A 19,093-nucleotide genomic window follows, 5' to 3' on the forward strand; every position below is an offset into this window, starting at 1 on the left:
CGGTGCCCTCGCCCTCGCCCACGCGTGGGTGAGGGCACCGGGTCAGCCCTGCCGGGCGAGCCCCTTCTCGACCGCTTCGATGATCCTCGGCCGCAGCTCGGCGCAGCTGATGATCATGTCCACCGAGCCGACGTCGACCGCCCGCTGGATGCTGTGCACGCGGTCGAACTCGGTGGCCACCTCGGTGAGCTTCTCGGCCCGTACGGACGAGCGCAGATCGGCCAGCTCGGTGGCGAGCGCGGACCGGGTGGCGGCCGGGGCCTCGGCGACGCGGGCGGCGAGCGCGAGCACGCGGGGGTCGTTGCCGGTCCGCTTGTCGACGTCGCGCGCGAAGACCACCGCGGCAGCCGGGGCGCCGCCGAGCACCGAGGCGAACGAGCCCTCGACCGCGAGCACGGTCATGTTCGGGTTGAGCGCCTTGGAGAACACCACGAACGCGCCACCGTGGTACCGCGAGATCACGCAGAACACGATGGGGCCCTTGAAGTTCACCACCGCGCGGCCGATCTCCGCCCCGTACTCCAGCTGCAGCTTGCGCATCGACTCCGGTGACCCGTCGAACCCCGACAGGTTGGCCAGCACGACCAGCGGGCGGTTGCCGCTGGCGGCGTTGATGGCACGGGCGGCCTTCTTGGACGAGCGCGGGAACAGGGTGCCCGCGGTGTAGGTGTCCGGGCCGTCGGTGGGCGGGAACCCGCGACGCGGCACCGACCGGGACTCGATGCCCAGCAGGCACACCGGCCGGCCGCCGAGATGGACGTCCTGGACCGCGGCGGTGTCGGCGTCGGCCATGCCCGCCCACCGCTCCAGCACCGGGTGGTCCTGGTCGGACAGCGCGCGCATCACGGTGCGGATGTCGAACGGCTTCTTGCGGTCCGGGTTGGACTCGGCGGAGAAGATCTGGCCCACCGTCGTGAAGTCGCTGTCGGGCGCCGCGTGCGGGAACGTCGACACGTCGCGGTCCAGCGGGTCGCCGGTGACCGTCCTGCGCGGCCCGCTCTCGCCCGGCGCGACGTAGCTGTGGTCGTAGTGCGACATCAGGACCTCGCGCGCGCCGCGGATGTCCGGGGCCCAGTACTGTGCCTGGCCGTTCGGGCCCATGATCCGGTCGTACCCGCCGATGCCGTGGTTGTCCTCGGCCGACACGCCGCCGGAGAAGTCGAGCGACTGCTTGCCCGTCAGCACCATCGCGGAGTCGGGCGTCATCACCAGGATGCCCTTGGTGTGCATGAGCATCGTGGCCTCGGCGTTCCAGTACGGCTGGGCGCCGACGTTGATGCCCGCGACCACGATGTTGATCTCGCCGCCGTCCTGGGTGAAGGTCACGATCCGCTTCAGCGCGGCCGCCACCCAGTCCATGTTCTCGGTGCCGGACGACATCGAGATCCGGGCGCCCGCGGAGAGCGCGAACCACTCCAGCGGCACCCGCATCCGCTCGGCCAGGTCGAGCGCGGCGATCACCCGCGCGCACTCGGGCTCCGACAGCGCGCCGAGCGCCTTGGTCGGGTCGCCCAGCAGCACGACGCGGGTCATGCCCTCCGGGTGGCGCGGCGTGGGCGTGCTGACGACACCCGCGACGAGCGCGGCGGTGTTGCGCCCCTTGGGCCGGTTCACCGGCACCAGCTCCGAGCGCTCGTCCAGGTCGTACTCGGTGAACGAGCCGAACGGCCCGGCGAGCATGCCGGTCAGCTCGTACGGGTGGTGGGTGCCCCGGCTGTGCGCGCGCAGCACCTCCTGGCGGTAGTCGTCCAGCGGCTCGATGGGCTCGGTCGGCGGCGGCACGACGGACAGCTGCACGCCGGAGCCCACGTCGTAGCCGATCCGGACGGCGATGTCGACGAGCTCGCCGGTGGCGCCGTCACGGCGCCTGCCGAGGAACAGCACCTCCTCCAGGCCCGCGCCCGCCGTGGTCGGCAGCACGCGCCTGGCCACGGTGTTCAGGTCCTCCGGCGAGAGGTCGTTCGGCGGCCACACGTAGATGACGATCCGGTTCGTGGCGGACGCCTTCGCGCCGGGCTTCTTGGCCCGGCGGATCGCGTCGAGGCAGGTGGCCAGGATGTTCTCGGCCGCGGGCAGCGCGACGAGCCTGCCCTCGTCGTCGCGCAGCGGGGTCAGGTCGCGGACCTGTCCCAGGGCGACGAGGCGCTCGTCGGACGGGTTCTGCCGTGCCGTGGCCCGGAAGAGGTAGACCTCCTCGTCGGGCGCGGGCAGCCGGGTGAGGTCGAAGTCGCGCAGCCGCTCCAGCTGCATGCGCTCGGCGATGCGCGGGTGCAGGCCGCGCAGCAGGCGCTCCTCCACGAAGCCCTCCGCGGACGGCCGGAAGGTGAAGTGGTGGTGCATCACGGCGCCGCTGTCGCCCGCGACGGTCGTGACGATGCGGCCGACCCGGTTCGAGGGCGCCTGCGCGACCACGACCTCGCGCAGGCGCGCGGCCATCTCGTCGGGGTCGCTCGGGCCGTCCGGCCAGGTCAGGTAGATGTCCGCCACCAGCTCGCCGTCACCGGCGAACTCGCCGACCGCCTTGACCGCCCCGGCCAGCGCCATGAAGTCGACCGCGGTGGCCACGACGCGGCCGTCGCCGATCGCGGTGCGGTGGTCGGCGACGACGAACGTGCAGCCCGCCACCCTGCTCACCCGGATGCCGCTGAGCGCGCGGTTGCCGTAGTAGCGGCGGCTCAGCACCTCCAGCAGCGGCACGGGGTCGGTGCCCTCGCGGCCGATCCGCTGGCCGATCAGCCGGACCAGCGGCTCGGCGCTGGCGACCATGGCGGAGATCCGCTCGGCGCGGTCGGGCGCGTCCGGGTGCCGGTCGAGGTGGCGCAGGTGCTTGCGTACGGCCGTGTAGACCTTGGCGCGGGTGCGGCGCAGCAGCGGCTGGGCGAACCAGGCGAACACCACGCCGCGCGCCAGGTCCGCGACGGCGGGGAACCGGACCTGGGTGGCGGCGACCAGGTGCTCCAGCGCCAGGCCGACGGTGACGCGGTCCGCCTGGGCGGGCGGGGCCTCCTTCACCCACCGGCTCAGCAGGGTCGTCACCACGGCGACGTCGGTGGACGCGCGCCGCTGGGCGAGGAAGATCCGGAAGACCGCGTCCTCCAGCTCCGGCGTGCGCTCCAGGCCCTCGACGCCGTAGCGGGACAGCACGTGGGTGAGCCGCTGGCGGAAGCTCTCCGACAGCCCGGCCCGGTCGGGGTCGAGGTACTGCAGGTAGGTGTGGAAGTGCTCGCGGGGGCTGTGCACCGAGGAGTCGGGCTTCGTCTCCTCCCCGGCGGGCCGGTTGCGGCTCAGCTCGCTCAGGTCGGCGAACAGGCGCAGCAGCTCGACCTCGCCGGCCGGCTCGTGCTCGCCCCTGTCGGCGAGCTCGGCGCGCGCGGCCAGGTAGTCGTCGAGCAGGCGCTTCTCGTCCTGCGAGTCGATGTCGAAGCCCAGCAGGAGGTTGCGCAGGTCCTGCAGCCCGCGCGCGACCCGCTCGGCCGCGGGCACGCCCACCGGCTCGGCGGGCAGGTCCAGCTCGACCTCGCGCGCCTCGGCCACCGGACCGGCGGCCCCGTCGCCGTCGCCCAGCGGCTCCAGGCGCAGCAGGCGCGCGCCCGCCTCCACCTGGCTGCCGACCGACACCGCGAGCTCCCGCACCCGGCCGCGGAACGGCGCGCGCAGCACGGTCTCCATCTTCATGCTCTCGACCACGAGCAGCGGAGCCCCGGCCTCGACCTCGTCGCCCGCCTGCAGCGGCGTGGCCACCACGAGCGCGGGCACGGGCGAGCGCACGATGCCGCCCTCGTCGCGGCTGATCCGGTGGGTGACGCCGTCGACCTCGACCAGGTGGATCGGGCCGTGGGTGCTCATGACGACCTTGAAGCGGACACCGTTCACGGTGATCTGGCCGCTGTGCTCGTCGAAGCGCTCGATGTCGACGTCGGCCGCGTGCTCGGGGCCGCCCGCCGAGATGCCGACGCGGAAGCGGTGGCCGCCGGTGCGGGCGACCCGGACGCGGTAGCCGACGTCGCGGAGCTTGAGCTCCAGCGCGCGCCCGCTCTCGTGCTGCGACTGGGGACGGCCGCCGTGCGCGGTGGTCAGGAAGCGCTGCCGCGTCACGGCCTCCTCGTCCTCGTAGGCCTCGACGGCGGCGGCGATCAGCGCGATCGCGGAGTGCCGATGGGAGACGAGGGCGCCCTGGGCGCGCACCCGGTCGATCCAGCCGGTGTCGGCGGACCCGTCGATCACCGCGGGCTCGTCGAGCAGCGTGCGGACGAAGCCCTTGTTCGTCACGCCGCCCTCGATGATCACGGTTGTCTGCGACATCGCGCGGCGCAGGCGGGCCAGCGCCTCCGTGCGGTCACGGCCGTGCGCGATGATCTTGGCGATCATCGAGTCGAAGTCGGCGGGGATCGTGTCGCCCTCGCTGAACCCGGTGTCCACCCGGATGCCGGGGCCGCTGGGCAGCGCCAGCCGCGCGATCCGGCCGGGCGAGGGGGCGAAGTCGCGGTCGGGGTCCTCGGCGTTCAGGCGCGCCTCGACGGCGTGCCCCCACTCCGCCGGGGCGTCGCCTTCGAGCCTGCCGCCCGCCGCGACGTGCAGCTGGGCCTTCACCAGGTCGACGCCGGTGGTGATCTCGGTGATCGGGTGCTCGACCTGCAGGCGCGTGTTGACCTCAAGGAACGCGAACAGCCGCTCGCCGGGGTGGTACAGGAACTCGACGGTGCCCGCGCCCTTGTAGTCCACCGCGAGCACGAGCCGCTCGGCCGCCGCCTTCAGCTCGGCGACCTGGCCGGCGTCGAGGACCGGGGAGGCGGACTCCTCGATGATCTTCTGGTTGCGCCGCTGCACGGAGCAGTCGCGCACGCCCAGCGCCCACGCGGTGCCCTGCCCATCGGCGATGACCTGCACCTCGACGTGCCGGGCGCCCGTCACCAGGCGCTCCAGGAACACGACGCCGCTGCCGAACGCGCGCGCGGCCTCCTGGCGCGTCAGCTCGTAGGCCTGGGAGAGCTCGTCGGCGTCGGCGACCATCCGGATGCCGCGGCCGCCGCCGCCCGCGGTCGCCTTCAGCATCAGCGGGTAGCCGATCCGCTCCGCCGCCGCCTTCGCCTCCTCCAGCGTCTCCACCGGGCCCCGGCTCCACGGCGCGACGGGCACCCCGACCTCTTCGGCGATCAGCTTCGAGCCGATCTTGTCGCCCAGCTTGCGCATCGCCTCGGCCCCCGGGCCGACGAACGTCACGCCGATCTCGGCGCACAGGTCGGCGAACGCCGGGTCCTCGGCCACGAAGCCCCAGCCGACCCAGGCCGCGTCCGCACCGGTCTCGACCAGGGCCCTCCGCAGGACCGCGTGGTCCAGGTACGGCCGGTTCGCGGCGAGTCCCAGGTCGTAGGAGATGTCGGCCTCGCGGACGAACGTGGCCGTCCGGTCGGAGTCGGTGTACAGGGCGACGGTCTCGATCTGTGTGCCCGTCTCCGCTGCTAGGTCCTGAACGGCGTGGATGAGCCGCATGGCGGCTTCACCACGGTTGACGATGGCGACACGACTGAACACTGAGCGGGCCTTTCGAAGACGGTGAACACGGCGGTCGTCCCCGCCGTAACCGGGGTACATACTCTCGACTGTCCCCGGATCCCGGAATGGTGGGGACTAAGCGTGTTTCGCGGCCGGAGTTGTGTGGCTCGCACAAACGCGCCCGTCGGGGTGGCGTGGCATGCGGCGGGTGTGGTCATGGTCGCGCGGCGGCTCCTGGACTCGAAGGCCCGTTCGGACTGGACAGGGGCGAGGGTAGTCCGTTTGCCGGGCGGCGACAAAGGGCACTGCTCTCGCTCGCGCCTTCCGCGCGTCGCGCCCCCGCTTTCCGCTCGCCGCACCCGTGCCCTCCGCGCGTCGCGCCCCTGCCTTCCGCGCGTCGTACCCGTGCCGCCCGCTCGCCGTACCCCTGCCCTCCGCGCGTCGCGCCCCTGCCTTCCGTTCGCCGCGCCCGTGCCGCCCGCGTGTCATACCCCTGCCGCCCGCTCGCCGTGCCCCTGCCTTCCGCGCGTCGCGCCCCTGCTTCACCGCGCGCCGTACCCGTGCCGGCCGCCCGTCCGCGCCCGTACCGCCCCTGTTGTCCGTGCCCTCCGATGACAGGGGCACCGCTATCGCGTATCAGGGGGCCTGGAAACCCGCTTTGGTCAGCACTTCCTCACCCTGCCGCGACAGCACCAGGTCGACGAACCGCCTCGCCGCCTCGGGGGCGGGCGCCGTGGAGAGCGAGGCGATCGGGTAGTCGTTGATCGCCTTTTCGGCCTCGGGGAAGTCGATGCCGCCGACCTTGCCGCCGGAGGCGAGGACGTCGGTCCTGTAGACGAGGGCGGCGTCGACCTCGCCGAGCTCGACCTTGGTGAGGGTGGCCTTGACGTCCTGTTCCAGGGTGACGGGGGTGACCTTCAGCCCGGCGGCGGCCAGGGCCTTGACGGCGGCGGCGCCGCAGGGCACCTGCTCGGCGCACAGCGCGACCTTGACCTTCGGGTCGGTCAGGTCCGCCAGGGCGTCGACCCCGGCCGGGTTGTCGGCCGGGACGGCGATCTGCAGGCTGTTGCGCGCGAACGTGGCCGGCGAGGCTGCCAGGGAGGCGTCGGTGACGGTCTTCATCGTGGCCGGGCTCGCGGCGGCGAAGACGTCGGCCGGGGCTCCGGCGACGATCTGCTGGGCCAGGGTGGCGCTGGAGCCGAAGTTGAAGCGCACCGTGGTGCCCGGGTGCGCGGCCTCGAAGGTCCTGCCCAGCTCGGTGAACGTGCCGGTCAGCGACGCGGCGGCGAACACCGTCAGCGTCGCGGCCCCGTCCGGCGGCGCCGACGCCCCCGGAGAGGCGGGGGTGGCCGGGGCGCCGGAGCCACAGCCCGACAGGGCGGCCAGGGTGAGGGCGAGGGGGACCGTGACGGCCCACCGGGAAACGCGCCTGGACAACAAGGGCTCCTTACTGGCTCGCCAGGCGAGCGGGGTCGGCGATCTCCACGACGACGCCGGTGAACTCGATCACGGCGACCGCTCCCACCGTCGTGGCCGGCTCGTCCGCGGCCGGCGTCTCATCCGCGACACCGTCCTCCCGTCGGCGGCCCCGCTGAACGAAGCGTCGTCACGGACCATCACGATACCTTCGCGCATGCTGGCCCAGAAAGCCGGATTGGTTGGTGGTTGCAGCATTTCTTGTCACTCCGGTATTGAATTTGAGAGATGGGGAGGTGTTCGCGCCCCCGCGCGCACACCGGCGCCGGAGTGCCGCCCGGGGCTCCGTGCGTACCGGACGCGGACCGTCCGTTCGTGGCCGGGATTTTAGGAGGTTGACGACAAAGACGGGCATGTCGTTGTCACAGCCTCGCGGGCGGGTCTGCTGGGATTCACAGGTGACCCCCACCAGATCCACCAGACGGGGTCGCGCTCTCTCGTCGGCAGGCGACGCGCGTCTCCGTGCGGCTCCGGACACGGAGCCCGACACGAGGAGCGGTCGATGTTCTTGCACACCAAGCATCTGCAGTTCGAGGCCAAGCCGGAGAAGCCCGACCCGGCCTACGCCCACAAGCTCCAGGAACTGATCGGCGGCGCCTACGGCGAGATGACCGTCACCATGCAGTACCTGATGCAGGGCTGGAACTGCCGGATGTCCGGCAAGTACAAGGATCTGATCATGGACATCGCGACCGAGGAGATCGGTCACGTCGAGATGATCGCCACCATGATCGCCCGGCTGCTGGAGGGCGCACCCGCCACCGCCACCTCGAAGATGGCCGCCGCCGACCCCGTGGTCGGCGCCGTGCTGGGCGGCATGGACCCCCAGCAGGTCATCGTCTCCGGCGGCGGCCCCCTGCTCGCCGACAGCAACGGCTACCCCTGGAACGGCCGCTACATCGTGGCCAGCGGCAACCTGCTGGCCGACTTCCGCGCCAACGTCGCCGCCGAGGCCCAGGGCCGCCTGCAGACCGCCCGGCTCTACCACATGACCGACGACCCGGGCGTGCGTGACATGCTCAAGTTCAACCTGGCCCGTGACACCCTGCACCAGAACATGTGGCTGAAGGCCATCGAGGAGCTCCAGACCGACGGCCTGGAAGAGGTCATCGTCCCCAACGACCTGTTCGACGAGGAGTACGCCGAGCACGCCTCGGCGATCTGGGACCTGTCGGAGGGAACCGACGGAACGCTGGGAGGCTGGGCCTCCGGCATCCAGCCGGACGGCCGCCACGAGTTCTCCTACCTCCTCGACCCCCAGCCGCTCGGCGGCCCGGCCAGCGCGCCGCCCCCCGACCCCAAGCTGTACGCCACCTACGACGGCAGCATGGGCGATCCGGCCGGCCCGGCCCTCGGCACCGAGGTCGGCCCGCTGGGCAAGCTCAAGGACAAGCTCACCTGACCGGAGTCCTCCGGGGGCCGCCAAAAGAGCTTCACGGGAGAGGTGATCGGCGTTTCTTCACGGGTGCGTCGGGCACAAGGGGGCATATGGCTCTAAAAATGGATGATTCGGTCACAGTGACTCTCTGCGAGGACGGGCCGCTGCTGATCCGGGGGCCGTACACGCTGCTCACTCAGGACGGGGTGGTCATCGAGCCAGGCCGGGCGACGGTGGCGCTGTGCCGCTGCGGCCGGTCCGCGTCCAAGCCGTTCTGCGACGGCTCGCACAAGCGTTCCGGTTTCCGGGCCGCGGGCGGGCCCGACGCGGCTTCACCGGTCGCGGGCGAGCCTGATCCCCGGGCAGTACCGGGCGGGCTCGACGGGGCTTCGCGGACCGCGATCGGGCTCGACGCGGCTTCACCGGTCGCGGGCGAGCCCGATCGGGCAGCCTCGGGCGGGTCAGACGCGGCGGCCTGAGAGCGCGCCCTGAGGTGGCGGGCCGGGTGGGCGGCGACCGGTATCCGGCAGCCGGCGTAGAAGACGCCACCGCGCAGGATCCGGGTGCCCAGGGCCAGCCAGCTGCAGACGGCCCGCTCCAGCATCCATACCGGGGCGAACAGGGCCCCGGTGCGGGGGAAGATCCGCCGCCCGCCCGCGCGGCGGCGGCCGATCTCGGCCAGGCCCACCGCCAGCCCGGCACCGGCCAGGACCGGCCCCGGACGCCGCCGCAGCAGCGCCAGGACCACGGCGGGCCCGAGGGCGAGGAAGAACGCCATGCGGGCCGGTTGCGCGAGGTCGTCGTAGGCCTGGCGCACCCGCTGGGACCAGAAACGGCGCGGGTCGGGCGGCAGGCGGCGGACGTAGAGATCGAGGCGGCGATCCTCACGGCCCCCGTGGGCGCGGACGGTGCGGATGAGTTCGAGGTTCTCGAACAGCACGTCCCCGTCGTAGCCACCCATCGCGCGGAAGGTCGAGCGGCGCACCCCGAACGTGCCGGGGTAGTCGGCGCCGAGGCCGCGGTTGAGCAGGGTGCGGGCGGTGTCCCAGCGGGCGTGCCAGGGCATCGGGTCGAAGTGGTTCTGCGGGCGGACCAGGTCGGCGTCCTCCAGCAGGGCGTCGACCCGGGCCAGCTGGCCGGCGTCGTAGCGGACGTCGTCGTCGGCGATGATCACGTGTTCGGCGCGGGCCCGGCGCAGCCCGGTGACCACCCCGTTGACCTTTCCGTTGGCGAAACCGAGGTCGCCGTCGGGCCGTACATGCGTCACCAGGCCGTTCCAGCGGGCGGCGTGCCGGGCGAACAGCGCGGCCGGGGAGCCGTCGACGACGATGACGCGGACATGGGGGCGCAGCCGGCGCAGGTAGGCGGTCAGCTCCCCCAGGCCGGCGTCGTCGCTCCAGCGCAGCGGCAGCACGTAGTCCATGCCGAGATCCGCCTCCCCGCCCGCGTCCGGGGTCGTGTCCGGGTTCGGGTACGGCTCTGTCATCGGCTCCCCGCCATCAGGCGCGTCTCGCGCAGCGAGGAGGCGCCGCGCTGCCAGTGATCCAGGACGTGCTCGGCGAAGAGCCGGTCCAACGTCAGGGCGCAGGCCGCGCCGTACAGGACGTCACCGGCCCGCGCGGGGTGCTGGGCCACGAAGCCGCCGCACATGTCGTGCGCGGCGATCTGCTCGTGGACGGCGTCGGCCTGGACGTGCTCGTCGTAGAAACGCCTCGCCGTCTCGTCCCCGCCCAGCCTGCGCAGGCCCAGGGAGTAGCGGTGGTTGGGCGCGGAGGAGGTCATCTCGAACGCCGCCAGGTGGCCCAGCAGCGCCCCGAGGTGGCGCCGGTGCAGCCCGAACAGCGACATGGCGTTGGAGATCGCCAGCGTGACCGCCGGGACCCGATCCAGGTGGGCGCCGTAGGAGTCGTCCAGCTCCAGCCCGCGCAGGGTGGCCCGGAACAGCTCCGAATGCATCCGCTCGACGCGCCCGCCGCCGTACTCGTCGGCCTGGATCTCCACCAGCGCCGCCTTGGGTACGCCACTCAGCCTGGGGATCCCCCAGGTGTGCGGGTCGGCCTCCTTGAGGTGGTAGATCGAGCGGTGCGTGACGAACTCGCGGAACTGCTCCAGGTCGGCCCGCCTGGCCAGGAACGCCGACAGGCGGGGCCCCTCGTCGGCGGCGATCAGTTCGGCCAGGGCGCGGCGCATCGGCACGCCCGGAGCCGGGGACGGACGGGGTACGGCTCGCGCGAGACCGTCCTCGAAGCGCCGCTCCAGCGCCTTCCTGGCCGCCAGCAGCGACAGCTCCCACTCCCAGTCCTCGTTCACCCCCTCGAAGCCCCGGTAGTGCAGCTCGTAGCAGGCGAAGAGCGCCAGCTGGAGATCCTCGTCGTCGAGGACCGATCCCCCGGCCGGGACCGGTGGCGGGTCGAAGGCGTGCGGGGGTCGTCCCAGCCGTTCGAAGAGCGCGGCGGTGAGGGGACCTCGGGGCGCGGGAAGCAGCATCACGATCTCCCATGGCGAAGAAAAGCTCAGGTGAAGGATTCGGGGAGAAACTCGGCGGCTTCATCTTCCGGAAAGGCGTCTCGTCGTGAGGTCGCGCGACTGGTTCACTCCTGAATTCGGTGAAGGCGCATGCCATGGTGACGGTGCGACCGTCAGTGACAAAAATGGTCGCATAACCGGCATATCTGGATTTATCGGAAACTCATGCCATACGCCCCTGATGCCCTCGTCTTTCCCGCATTAACCTCCACACCGGATCCATGACGGGAAAAGTCGTGATCAAGGGCGGTTTGGCGGTGGCTCGTTATTCCAAGCAGTGGTCGGCGGGCAGCAGATCGGCGCGCATGTTGCGCTCCATCATCCGCATCGACGCCTCGGCGAGGTCGGGGTGGATGTGGGCCACGCAGTCGGAGGCCACCCGGACGGAGAACTCGCGTACATAGGCGTCCAGCGCGCTGTAGAGCACGCACTGCTCGGTGACCTGTCCGGCCAGCACGACGGTGTCGATCCCCTCGCGGCGCAGCAGATACTCCAGCGGCGTGCCGAAGAACGCGCTGTGGCGCACCTTGGGCATGAAGGCGCAGTCGGCCGGCGGCAGCACCGGCTCGACCAGATCGGGCCGCCGGCCCTCCAGAGCGCGCCGTTGCAGGTCCTCGCGGGTGGCGGTGAAGTCGCCGTGGTTGTCGTTGACCACGATCAGCTGGGCGTCCCGATGCCGGTGGGCACGCCGCATCAGCCCCGCCAGGGGCTCCACGACCTGCTCGACGCTCTTCTGCAGCTCGTCGGCGTCCTCGTGGTCGTAGGGGTTCAGCATGTCCACCACGATCAGCGCAACAGCACTCATGTCTTCCCCCGACGTGACCGCAGAGATCGTTCTTCGTCCCGGACCTCTCGGATCGTTCGTCCCGGACCTATCGGGCCAGGGGTCGAACTCCGAACGAGCCGCTCGTGCAGGCGCCACTCCTCCAGACGCGCCACGCCCCTCTCGCGCCGCGACGCCTCTTTCCCCGCCCGCGGGTTCTCCCTTGCGAGTTCTCCGCCCGCGGATTCCGGCCGCGGATTCCGGCCCGTGGGTTTTCGCCTGTCGAGCGAGCCCTTACCCGCTCCCCGGTGGGCAAACATCCATGTAGGAGCACAGGATCGCCGGTCCGGCGCACCCGCGCGACACCGCCGGAAAGGTCCGCCGCCCCTCGGCGACGTCACGTTCCGACCGTACGGAGCGGTGAAATCCGCGCGGAGCGCTGGAAACCGTACCGACCGGTGAAAGACCATGATCCGGGGCGCCGGTCCCCGCTCACCCCTGATGAGGGCTGATCCCCGCCACGGTCAGGCCGAGCAGCCGGCCCGCCTCTGCGGCGGGGTCCGGGTGGTGCTCCGTGGCCAGGGCGATGCCGGTGACCAGGGCGAGCAGGTCGGCGACGGTCACCCCCGGAGCCAGCGCGCCGTCGTCCAGGGCGCGGCGCACCAGCGGGTCGCCCGCCTCGGTGAGCTGCGCCGAGCAGCAGTGCTCGTGCGCCACGTCAGGGCCCGCCGCCCGGTCGCGGGTCAGCGCGACGGCCAGCCCCCGGATGGTCGCGGCGTCCGCGGTGACGGCGCCCAGCCACTCCAGCAGCGCGGCCCGGGTGTCGGCCCTGCCGGTCAGCTCGCGGGCGCGGGCGCACAGGGCCTCGACCCGCTCGCGGAAGACCGCCTCCAGCAGCGCGTGGCGGCTGGGGAAGTGCCGGCGCACGGTGGCGGACCCGACTCCCGCGACGCGGGCGATCTCCTCCAGGGAGGCGTCGGCGCCGTGCGTGGCGACCGCCTCCTCGGCCACGGCGAGCAGGCGCGCGTAGTTGCGGCGGGCGTCCGCACGCTGGGCGGGCATGGCGTCACCTCACATCTGCCAAGTGGCGGGGTCCGCCGTACCCTACCGAACCACGAACGGCGGGGCCGCCGTCCGGCGTCGTCGCCCGCCGACCGGGACCCGCCGCCCGCCGCTCCAAGCCCCACCGGTCAGGACCCGCCGCTCACCGGCCGAAGGCCCGCCGATCAGGGCCCGTCGCCCGCCGCTCCAAGCCCCACCGGTCAGGACCCGCCGCCCGCCGGCCGAAGGCCCGCCGATCAGGGCTCGTCGCCGCCGGTCAACGCCCGCAGCACCCTGGCCTGCTCGACGCCGGTGCCCTCGGCCCGCATCCGGGCCGCCTCGGCGGCCGTGAAACCCGCCGCGCGCCAGGCGGCCACCTCCTCCAGCGGTACCCCGGCCCGCCAGAACCCGGTCATCAGCGAGATCGCGTCCTCCCCCGCGCCGAGCACCCTCCCGGCCTCGCGGGCGGACAGGCCGAGCGCTTCGAAGACGCGCGCCTGGCCCGGCTCGATGCCGTGCCTCGCCCAGTCCACCGCCCCGGCACCGGCCCAGCCCGCATCGACGTAGGCGCGTGCCAGGCCCACCGGGACGCCGGCCCGCAGCAGCTCCCGCATGCCTGCGGAGCGTTCCTCGTCGGCGAACGCCTCGCCCGGACGCGCGTTCCGGTGCAGCAGCCGCCACAACCGGCCGCGCGGGTACGGGCGCTCCCCGGCGAGGTGCCGATCGGCCGCCTCCCGGGGCGGGTAGCCGAACTCGCGCCACCGCACCGCGTCCCGCGGCGTCATCCCGGCCCGCAACCAGAGATCCACGGTGTACGGGGTGGCTCCGGCGGTGCGCCACGGCCTCGCGTCGGCGGCGGTGTAGACGCCGGACGCACGCCAGCGCTCCGCCTCGGTGATCGAGAAGCCGTCGCCGATCCACTGCCGCGCCTCGGCGACGGTGAAACCGCAGCTCCGCCACTCGTGCAGCGGCTCGGGGGCAGGCTCGTCGGCGTAGTAGCCCGTCGTCATGATTGTCCTCTCGTTGTCACCCGCCGCGGCGCGTCCGCCGGGACGCGCACCACGGCGGCCCAATCGGGCGCGTGCCCGCCGTCACCGACCAGGCAGACGACCATGTACGCCGGAGGGCGCCGCTCGGGCCACGGTGTCTCCCCGTCGGTCAGCACGACGACGAGGCCGGGGCGGGGCCGCAGGGCCATCGCCGCGGCGATGCCGGCCCGCATGTCGGTGCCGCCGCCGCCGACCAGGTCGATGTCGCCCGCCCGGCGCACCACCTGGACCGGGTGCGGGCGGACGTCGCAGCAGATGGCCCGCAGCCGCCGGTCGGGCCCGGCCACCCCGTCGACGACGCCGCCCACCTCGTCGAGCAGCCGGTCCAGCACGTCGCCGGTGACGCTGCCGGAGGTGTCGATCACCAGTGCCGTGTCCGGGACCGCGCGCACCATCGACGGCGGCACGATTTCGGCGTACGCCCCGGCCCGGCGCGACGGGCGGCGGTAGCCGAAGTCGGTCCGCCCGGCCGCCGTGCCGGCTCCGCGCCGGATCAGCGCGCCGAGGCGGGCCCGCCAGTTCACCGACGGGCGCACGCGCTCCCCGGCCCAGCGGCGCCAGCCGGCGGGCACCTCGCCGCGCGCGCCCGCCCGGTCCTGGATACCGGCCGCGATGGAGCGTTCGAGCAGTTCCCGGTCGAGCCGGGTGAGCCCTTCGCCGGAGCCGCCGTCCTCGTACGGGCGCTCCCGCCCGTCCGCCGCGCCGCCGCAGTCGATCGCCTCGGCGAGTGCCCCGCCGCCACGGCCCATGGCCTCGGCCAGCACGTCGAGCATCGGCACGTACTCCTCGGCCGTGCGGTTGGGCGGGAGGCCCAGCTCGGCGGGCGAGACCACACCGGCCGGGCCGCGCAGGTCCCCGTCCTCCAGGTCGTCGTTGATCTCGGCGTCGGCGGCCTGGTTCCAGCGGTGGGCCTCCTCGTCGCCGGCCGCGCCGGCGGCGTGACCGACCCGGTGCCCCGGCTCGGGACGTACCGGGGAGCGGGCCGCGTGGCCGCGTACCAGATGGCCCACGTGGTGCAGCATCCACCAGCCGATCTCCTCCACCGGGGTGGCCAGCGCGGTGCCCGGTTCCACGTGCAGGTTCCATCGGGTGTCGGCGGGGAACGCGCGGAACTCCGGGTCCGCGACCGGCAGGCCGGTGTCCTCGTCCAGGACCGGTTCCAGGATCACCGGGTTGAGGGCGAAGACGGCCGAGGCGAGGTACGGCGCCCGGTGCGCCGCCCACAGCCGGGCGGCGGCGATCCGGGCGCGCACCGCCTCCCCGTACTCCTCGCGGGCCGGGACGCCGGGGCTGTCGGCGGTCATCGCAGGAGTCCCGCCGACCGCAGCACCGGTGCGAGTTCGAGCATCGTCCCGGGCAGGGTGGCGCCCTCGGGGCGCCCTCGGGCCAGGGAGCGGGCCGCGGTGGCCGCGACGTCCGGTGCCGTACGCGCGACCCGGGCCACCACCGTCCAGGCCCGTTCCCAGGCGTCCGGGGTGCCGTCCACCCGCACGTGCGCCACCAGCGCGCCGAGCAGGGCGTGCAGCCGGTCGAGCCGTTCCGGCAGGCGGGCCTCCGGGTCCTTCAGCAGGGTCGCCGGATCGGGCAGGTCGAGGTTGCGGCGCCAGGAGAGCAGCTCGAACCCGGCCGCCTCGCCGACCGCGCCGAGCACCAGCTCGGCCAGGACCGGCTCGCCGGCGCCCAGGTGGTCGCACGCCGCGACCGCCCTGGCGGCCGTCTCCCAGCTGCGCGGGCTGGGCCAGCCGCGTCCGGCCCGCTCGGGGCTGTCCGGGACCGCCAGCACGAGCTCCGGCCGTGCCCGCAGGAACGCCCCGACCAGCGCCCGCGCCCCGGCCACCTCGGCGGGCGCCGCCGTGTCTTTCATGTCGAACTCGGGCACCGGGAAACCGCCGGCGAAGCCCTCGGCGATGTCCTCGGCGGAGACCGTCCAGTCGAGGTGGATGAGCCGGTTGGCCAGCGGCGCGGACAGCTCCCAGCCGTCGGCGGCCTGTTCGGGCGGGTTGGCGGCGGCCACGATCCGGACCCGCTCCGGCAGCACCAGGTCGCCCACCGTGCGTTCGAGCACCACCCGCAGCATGGCGGCCTGCACGGCCGGCGGCGCGGTGGTCAGCTCGTCGAGGAACAGCAGGCCGTCGCCCTCGGCGGCGAGCCGCTCGGCCCATCGCGGCGGCGCGAACCAGGTGCCGCCGTCGCGCAGCACCGGCAGCCCGGAGAAGTCGCTGGGCTCACGGATCGAGCCGACCACCACCTCGACCGGCAGCCCGGCGGCGGCACCGAGCGCGGTGACCGCGGACGTCTTGCCGGTGCCCGGCGCACCCCACAGGATGACCGGCAGGTTGGCCGTCACCGCCACCGCGAGGGCCTCCCGTGTCACTGACGGCACCGCCATGATCCTCCTCCTCGCCGGCCGCCCGGGGGTTTCCGGGGCGGCGTGTGGTTTCCCTGTGCGGTTTCCCCGCGAAACGCGATCTCCGGGCGGCACGTGATTTCCGGGCACCGTGCGCTTCCACGGACGGCACGCGATTTCGGGGCGGTGCGCACGGGGACGCCGGGCCGCCGTCGCCGGCGTCCGGTGCCGTCCTCGCGGGCTGTTCCCGGTTGGGCTACTCCTGGTTGCGGAACAGCCCCCGGCCGCCGTACTTCCTGTGCACCGCCTGCTTGCTGATGCCCAGGGCCGCGGCGATCCTCGTCCACGTCCGGCCCTGGGTCCGCGCCCGGCGGACCAGCACCGCCTCCAGGCGCTCCAGCTCGCGGCGGAGCTCGACGGTGGCGCCGAGCGAGACGATCGGGTCGTCACCGCTCGTGGCCTCCGCCAGCAGGGTGACGCTGTCGGCCTTCATGCTGTCATCCTAGGTTGACATCCATCCGGCCGTCAACCAAAGATGACAGCCGCCAAGGACCACCGGGGAGGAGGCGAAGATCACGACAGGGTGCGGGCAGTACGATCCGGGTGGACCCGATCACCGGCAGATGGGCCTCGCAATGTCGCAGTCCGATGTCCGTACCGTCGACCACCACACCGGCGGCGAGCCCTTCCGCATCGTCGCCGAGCCGCCGGTCGCCATCCCCGGCCGGACGGTGGCCGACCGCAGGGTCCTCGCCGTCTCCGACCCGGCCGTCGACGGGCTGCGCCGGATGCCGTGCTTCGAACCGCGCGGGCACGCCGACATGTACGGGGGGTTCATCACCCCGCCCGACGACGGCGGCGCACTGTTCGGCGTCCTGTTCCGGCACAAGGACGGGTTCTCCACCGCGTGCGGGCACGGCACGATCGCGCTCGGGACGTGGGCCGTGGAGTCGGGCCCGGTCGAGGCCGACCCCGCCGACGAGCTCTTCCCCGGGTTCGTCCTGCGATGACCGGCCACGTTCCGGTGATCACCGGCGACCACGTGCGGCGGCTGCTCGGCCCCCGCCAGGCCGTCCAGGCCGTCGTCGCCGCGCTGCGGGGCGGTCTCGACCCGGCCGCCGACCCCGCCCGTACCGTCGTCCCCGTCGCCGGCGGGCACCTGCTGCTGATGCCCGCCGAGAGCGGCGCCCACGCGGGGGTGAAGGTCGTGAGCGTGGCGCCGGACAACCCGGCGCACGGCCGGCCCCGCATCCAGGGCCTCTACCTGCTCTTCGACGCCCGCGGCCTCTCCCCGGTCGCCCTGATCGACGGCATCGCGCTGACCACGCTGCGCACACCGGCGGTGTCGGTCGCCGCGGTGCTGCCGCTGCTGCGCCGCGAGCGCGACCCGCTGCGCGTCGCCGTCTTCGGCGCGGGCCCCCAGGGACGCGGGCACGTCGACACCCTCCTCGACACCCTGTCGGGGCACCGCGACCTCTCCGAGGTGACCTATCTCGTAGGCCACCCGGGGCGCGTCGACGTGCCCGTCCACGGCGCGCTGCCGGTCACGGTCGCCGGCTCCGGCGGCGCGCGGGCCGCGCGGGCCGTCTCCCGGGCGCACGTCGTCGTCTGCGCGACGACCGCCCGCGAACCGCTCTTCGACTCGGCCTCGATCCGGGACCGGGCCGTCGTCATCGCCGTCGGCTCGCACGAGCCCGATGCCCGGAATGCGCCTCGCGGGAGTGCGCCTCGCGGCAATGCGGTTCGCGGCAGTGCGGTTCGCGGCAGTGCGGTTCGCGGCAGTGCGGTTCGCGGGAGTGCGTCTCGCGGCAGTGCGGTTCGCGGCAGTGCGGTTCGCGGGAGTGCGTCTCGCGGCAGTGCGGTTCGCGGCAGTGATCGCGTTCATCCGCCGATGACTTTCCGGCGGCCGTGGTCGCCCGGAGGACGATCCGGGGAGAGCGGCCGCAGCGACGGCCAGCGGTCGAGCATGCGGCCGCGCGTCGTCGCGGCAAGGCCGTTGATCCCCGCGAGGCCGGCGTCACCGGCCGTGATCTCGGCGACGACGCCCAGACGGTGCAGCAGGCGCTCGCGGGCGGTGGCCGTGCCCCAGCGCCAGTCACGGTGGGTCACCCTGGCCAGATGGTCGGTACCGTCGCGGTGGGCCCGTTCGACGAGGGCGTCGCCGCGCAGCAGCCAGCCGACGCACGCGTCGGCGAGGTCGCCCTGGGGCTCGGCGCCGGTGGCGGCGCGCCAGGCCGCGCGGTAGGCCTCCTCGGCGCGGCGCAGCAGCGGCGAAGGGGTGGCGGTGACACACCAGCAGGTCGGGAAGGCGACGCGCAGGTAGGCCAGCTCGGTCAGCCCGTTGCCCAGCGCGGCCTGCTCGAAATCGACGAAGCGGACTCCGTCACGGGTGTGCAGATCGTTTCCGGGGCAGGGATCACCGTGCAGCAACGCGTTCCCCGGCGCGCGGGCGAGCCGGTCGAGCACGCCGTCGAACTCCGCGCGAACCGCGGGCCCCGCCGTGACGCCGAGGCGGCCGGCCAGGCGGAGGAACGCGTCGAGGTCCCCCGCCCCCGGCGGGGACCAGCGCGGCAGCGTCCCGGCGTCGGCGGCGCCGGTCGTCGCGTGCAGCCGGGCCAGTGCCGTCGCGTACTCGACCGCCCAGCCGTCGGCCGGGTCCGCGGCGTCGAGATGTTCCAGGACCAGGATCCGGTGGCCGGGATCGGTGCCGAGCACCTCGGGTACCAGCGGCGGATCGGCCCGTGCGGCGAGCCGCAGCGCGGTCACCTCACGCCGGAAGCGCGGGCCGGCGTCCGTACCGCCGACGATCTGTTTGACCACCACGGTGGTCCCGGCCAGTTCGGCGCGCCACACGCGCGAGCGCGGGCTGCTGGTCAGCCGGCGCAGCCGGGTCACGGGACCGAACCGGGCTCGCAGGTGCCGTCCGATCGAGAAGCTCGACCATCCCATCGCCTGTCTCCTCGCCGCGTGCCGTCACCGTTCCGATGCGTACCGGCCGGCGGCGGGTGCCGGCCTCGGTC

At 73.7% G+C, this 19,093-nt stretch carries 13 protein-coding genes and 2 pseudogenes; 4 read left to right on the plus strand and 11 right to left on the minus strand.

Translation table 11 applies throughout. The features are described from left to right. Nucleotides 1–42 precede the first annotated feature (42 nt). Both ACFYWM_RS08490 and modA read right to left on the minus strand, forming a co-directional pair. Nucleotides 43–5,532 (minus strand): carboxyl transferase domain-containing protein, encoded by a 5,490-nt coding sequence (locus ACFYWM_RS08490; protein ID WP_389910657.1) that lies wholly within the window; start codon nucleotides 5,530–5,532, stop codon nucleotides 43–45. 597 nt (nucleotides 5,533–6,129) lie between these two features. Further along, nucleotides 6,130–6,930 (minus strand): molybdate ABC transporter substrate-binding protein, encoded by an 801-nt coding sequence (modA, locus tag ACFYWM_RS08495; RefSeq protein WP_389910660.1) that lies wholly within the window; start codon nucleotides 6,928–6,930, stop codon nucleotides 6,130–6,132. A 541-nt stretch (nucleotides 6,931–7,471) separates the two neighbouring features. Between modA and ACFYWM_RS08500 the strand changes: the two genes are divergently transcribed. Both ACFYWM_RS08500 and ACFYWM_RS08505 read left to right on the plus strand, forming a co-directional pair. After that, nucleotides 7,472–8,371 carry a manganese catalase family protein gene (locus ACFYWM_RS08500; RefSeq protein ID WP_389910663.1) on the plus strand — a complete coding sequence of 300 codons (900 nt, stop codon included), beginning with the start codon at nucleotides 7,472–7,474 and terminating at the stop codon, nucleotides 8,369–8,371. A gap of 98 nt (nucleotides 8,372–8,469) precedes the next feature. Continuing rightward, nucleotides 8,470–8,580, plus strand: a pseudogene (locus ACFYWM_RS08505) (hypothetical protein); the annotation flags it as partial. Here ACFYWM_RS08505 and ACFYWM_RS08510 read toward each other — a convergent pair. The 8 genes from ACFYWM_RS08510 to ACFYWM_RS08545 form a co-directional block, all read right to left on the minus strand. Beyond that, nucleotides 8,544–9,833, minus strand: a complete 1,290-nt coding sequence (locus ACFYWM_RS08510) for a glycosyltransferase (RefSeq protein WP_389910665.1) — start codon at nucleotides 9,831–9,833, stop codon at nucleotides 8,544–8,546. The pseudogene ACFYWM_RS08505 and the gene ACFYWM_RS08510 overlap by 37 nt on opposite strands. Beyond that, nucleotides 9,830–10,834, minus strand: coding sequence for an iron-containing redox enzyme family protein (locus ACFYWM_RS08515; protein ID WP_389910669.1), 1,005 nt, complete (start codon nucleotides 10,832–10,834; stop codon nucleotides 9,830–9,832). Before ACFYWM_RS08515 ends, ACFYWM_RS08510 begins: the two co-directional genes overlap by 4 nt. 304 nt (nucleotides 10,835–11,138) lie before the next feature. After that, on the minus strand, nucleotides 11,139–11,678 hold the full coding sequence (locus ACFYWM_RS08520; protein WP_389910672.1) for a cysteine hydrolase family protein: 540 nt from the start codon (nucleotides 11,676–11,678) through the stop codon (nucleotides 11,139–11,141). 450 nt (nucleotides 11,679–12,128) lie between these two features. Further along, nucleotides 12,129–12,698 (minus strand): TetR/AcrR family transcriptional regulator, encoded by a 570-nt coding sequence (locus ACFYWM_RS08525; RefSeq protein ID WP_389910676.1) that lies wholly within the window; start codon nucleotides 12,696–12,698, stop codon nucleotides 12,129–12,131. A 236-nt stretch (nucleotides 12,699–12,934) separates the two neighbouring features. Continuing rightward, on the minus strand, nucleotides 12,935–13,687 hold the full coding sequence (locus ACFYWM_RS08530; protein ID WP_389910679.1) for a hypothetical protein: 753 nt from the start codon (nucleotides 13,685–13,687) through the stop codon (nucleotides 12,935–12,937). Next, nucleotides 13,684–15,030 carry a VWA-like domain-containing protein gene (locus tag ACFYWM_RS08535; protein WP_389910683.1) on the minus strand — a complete coding sequence of 449 codons (1,347 nt, stop codon included), beginning with the start codon at nucleotides 15,028–15,030 and terminating at the stop codon, nucleotides 13,684–13,686. Before ACFYWM_RS08535 ends, ACFYWM_RS08530 begins: the two co-directional genes overlap by 4 nt. Further along, nucleotides 15,027–16,115, minus strand: coding sequence for an AAA family ATPase (locus ACFYWM_RS08540; RefSeq protein ID WP_389910686.1), 1,089 nt, complete (start codon nucleotides 16,113–16,115; stop codon nucleotides 15,027–15,029). The genes ACFYWM_RS08535 and ACFYWM_RS08540 overlap by 4 nt, the downstream gene beginning before the upstream one ends. 214 nt (nucleotides 16,116–16,329) lie before the next feature. Next, nucleotides 16,330–16,566 carry a hypothetical protein gene (locus ACFYWM_RS08545; RefSeq protein ID WP_389910689.1) on the minus strand — a complete coding sequence of 79 codons (237 nt, stop codon included), beginning with the start codon at nucleotides 16,564–16,566 and terminating at the stop codon, nucleotides 16,330–16,332. A gap of 142 nt (nucleotides 16,567–16,708) precedes the next feature. On the opposite strand from ACFYWM_RS08545, the gene ACFYWM_RS08550 reads away from it, so the two are divergent. Together ACFYWM_RS08550 and ACFYWM_RS08555 are read left to right on the plus strand one after the other, a co-directional pair. Further along, entirely contained in the window at nucleotides 16,709–17,083 is a 375-nt protein-coding gene (locus tag ACFYWM_RS08550) for a proline racemase family protein (RefSeq protein ID WP_389910692.1), read from the plus strand. After that, a pseudogene (locus tag ACFYWM_RS08555) lies at nucleotides 17,080–17,718 on the plus strand (ornithine cyclodeaminase family protein); the annotation flags it as partial. The gene ACFYWM_RS08550 and the pseudogene ACFYWM_RS08555, both read left to right, overlap by 4 nt. Before the next feature lie 236 nt (nucleotides 17,719–17,954). On the opposite strand, the gene ACFYWM_RS08560 reads toward ACFYWM_RS08555, so the two are convergent. After that, nucleotides 17,955–19,022, minus strand: a complete 1,068-nt coding sequence (locus ACFYWM_RS08560; protein WP_389910695.1) for a hypothetical protein — start codon at nucleotides 19,020–19,022, stop codon at nucleotides 17,955–17,957. Nucleotides 19,023–19,093 lie beyond the last annotated feature (71 nt).

Source organism: Streptosporangium sp. NPDC002721, assembly GCF_042888905.1.
Classification (GTDB): Bacteria; Actinomycetota; Actinomycetes; order Streptosporangiales; family Streptosporangiaceae; genus Streptosporangium.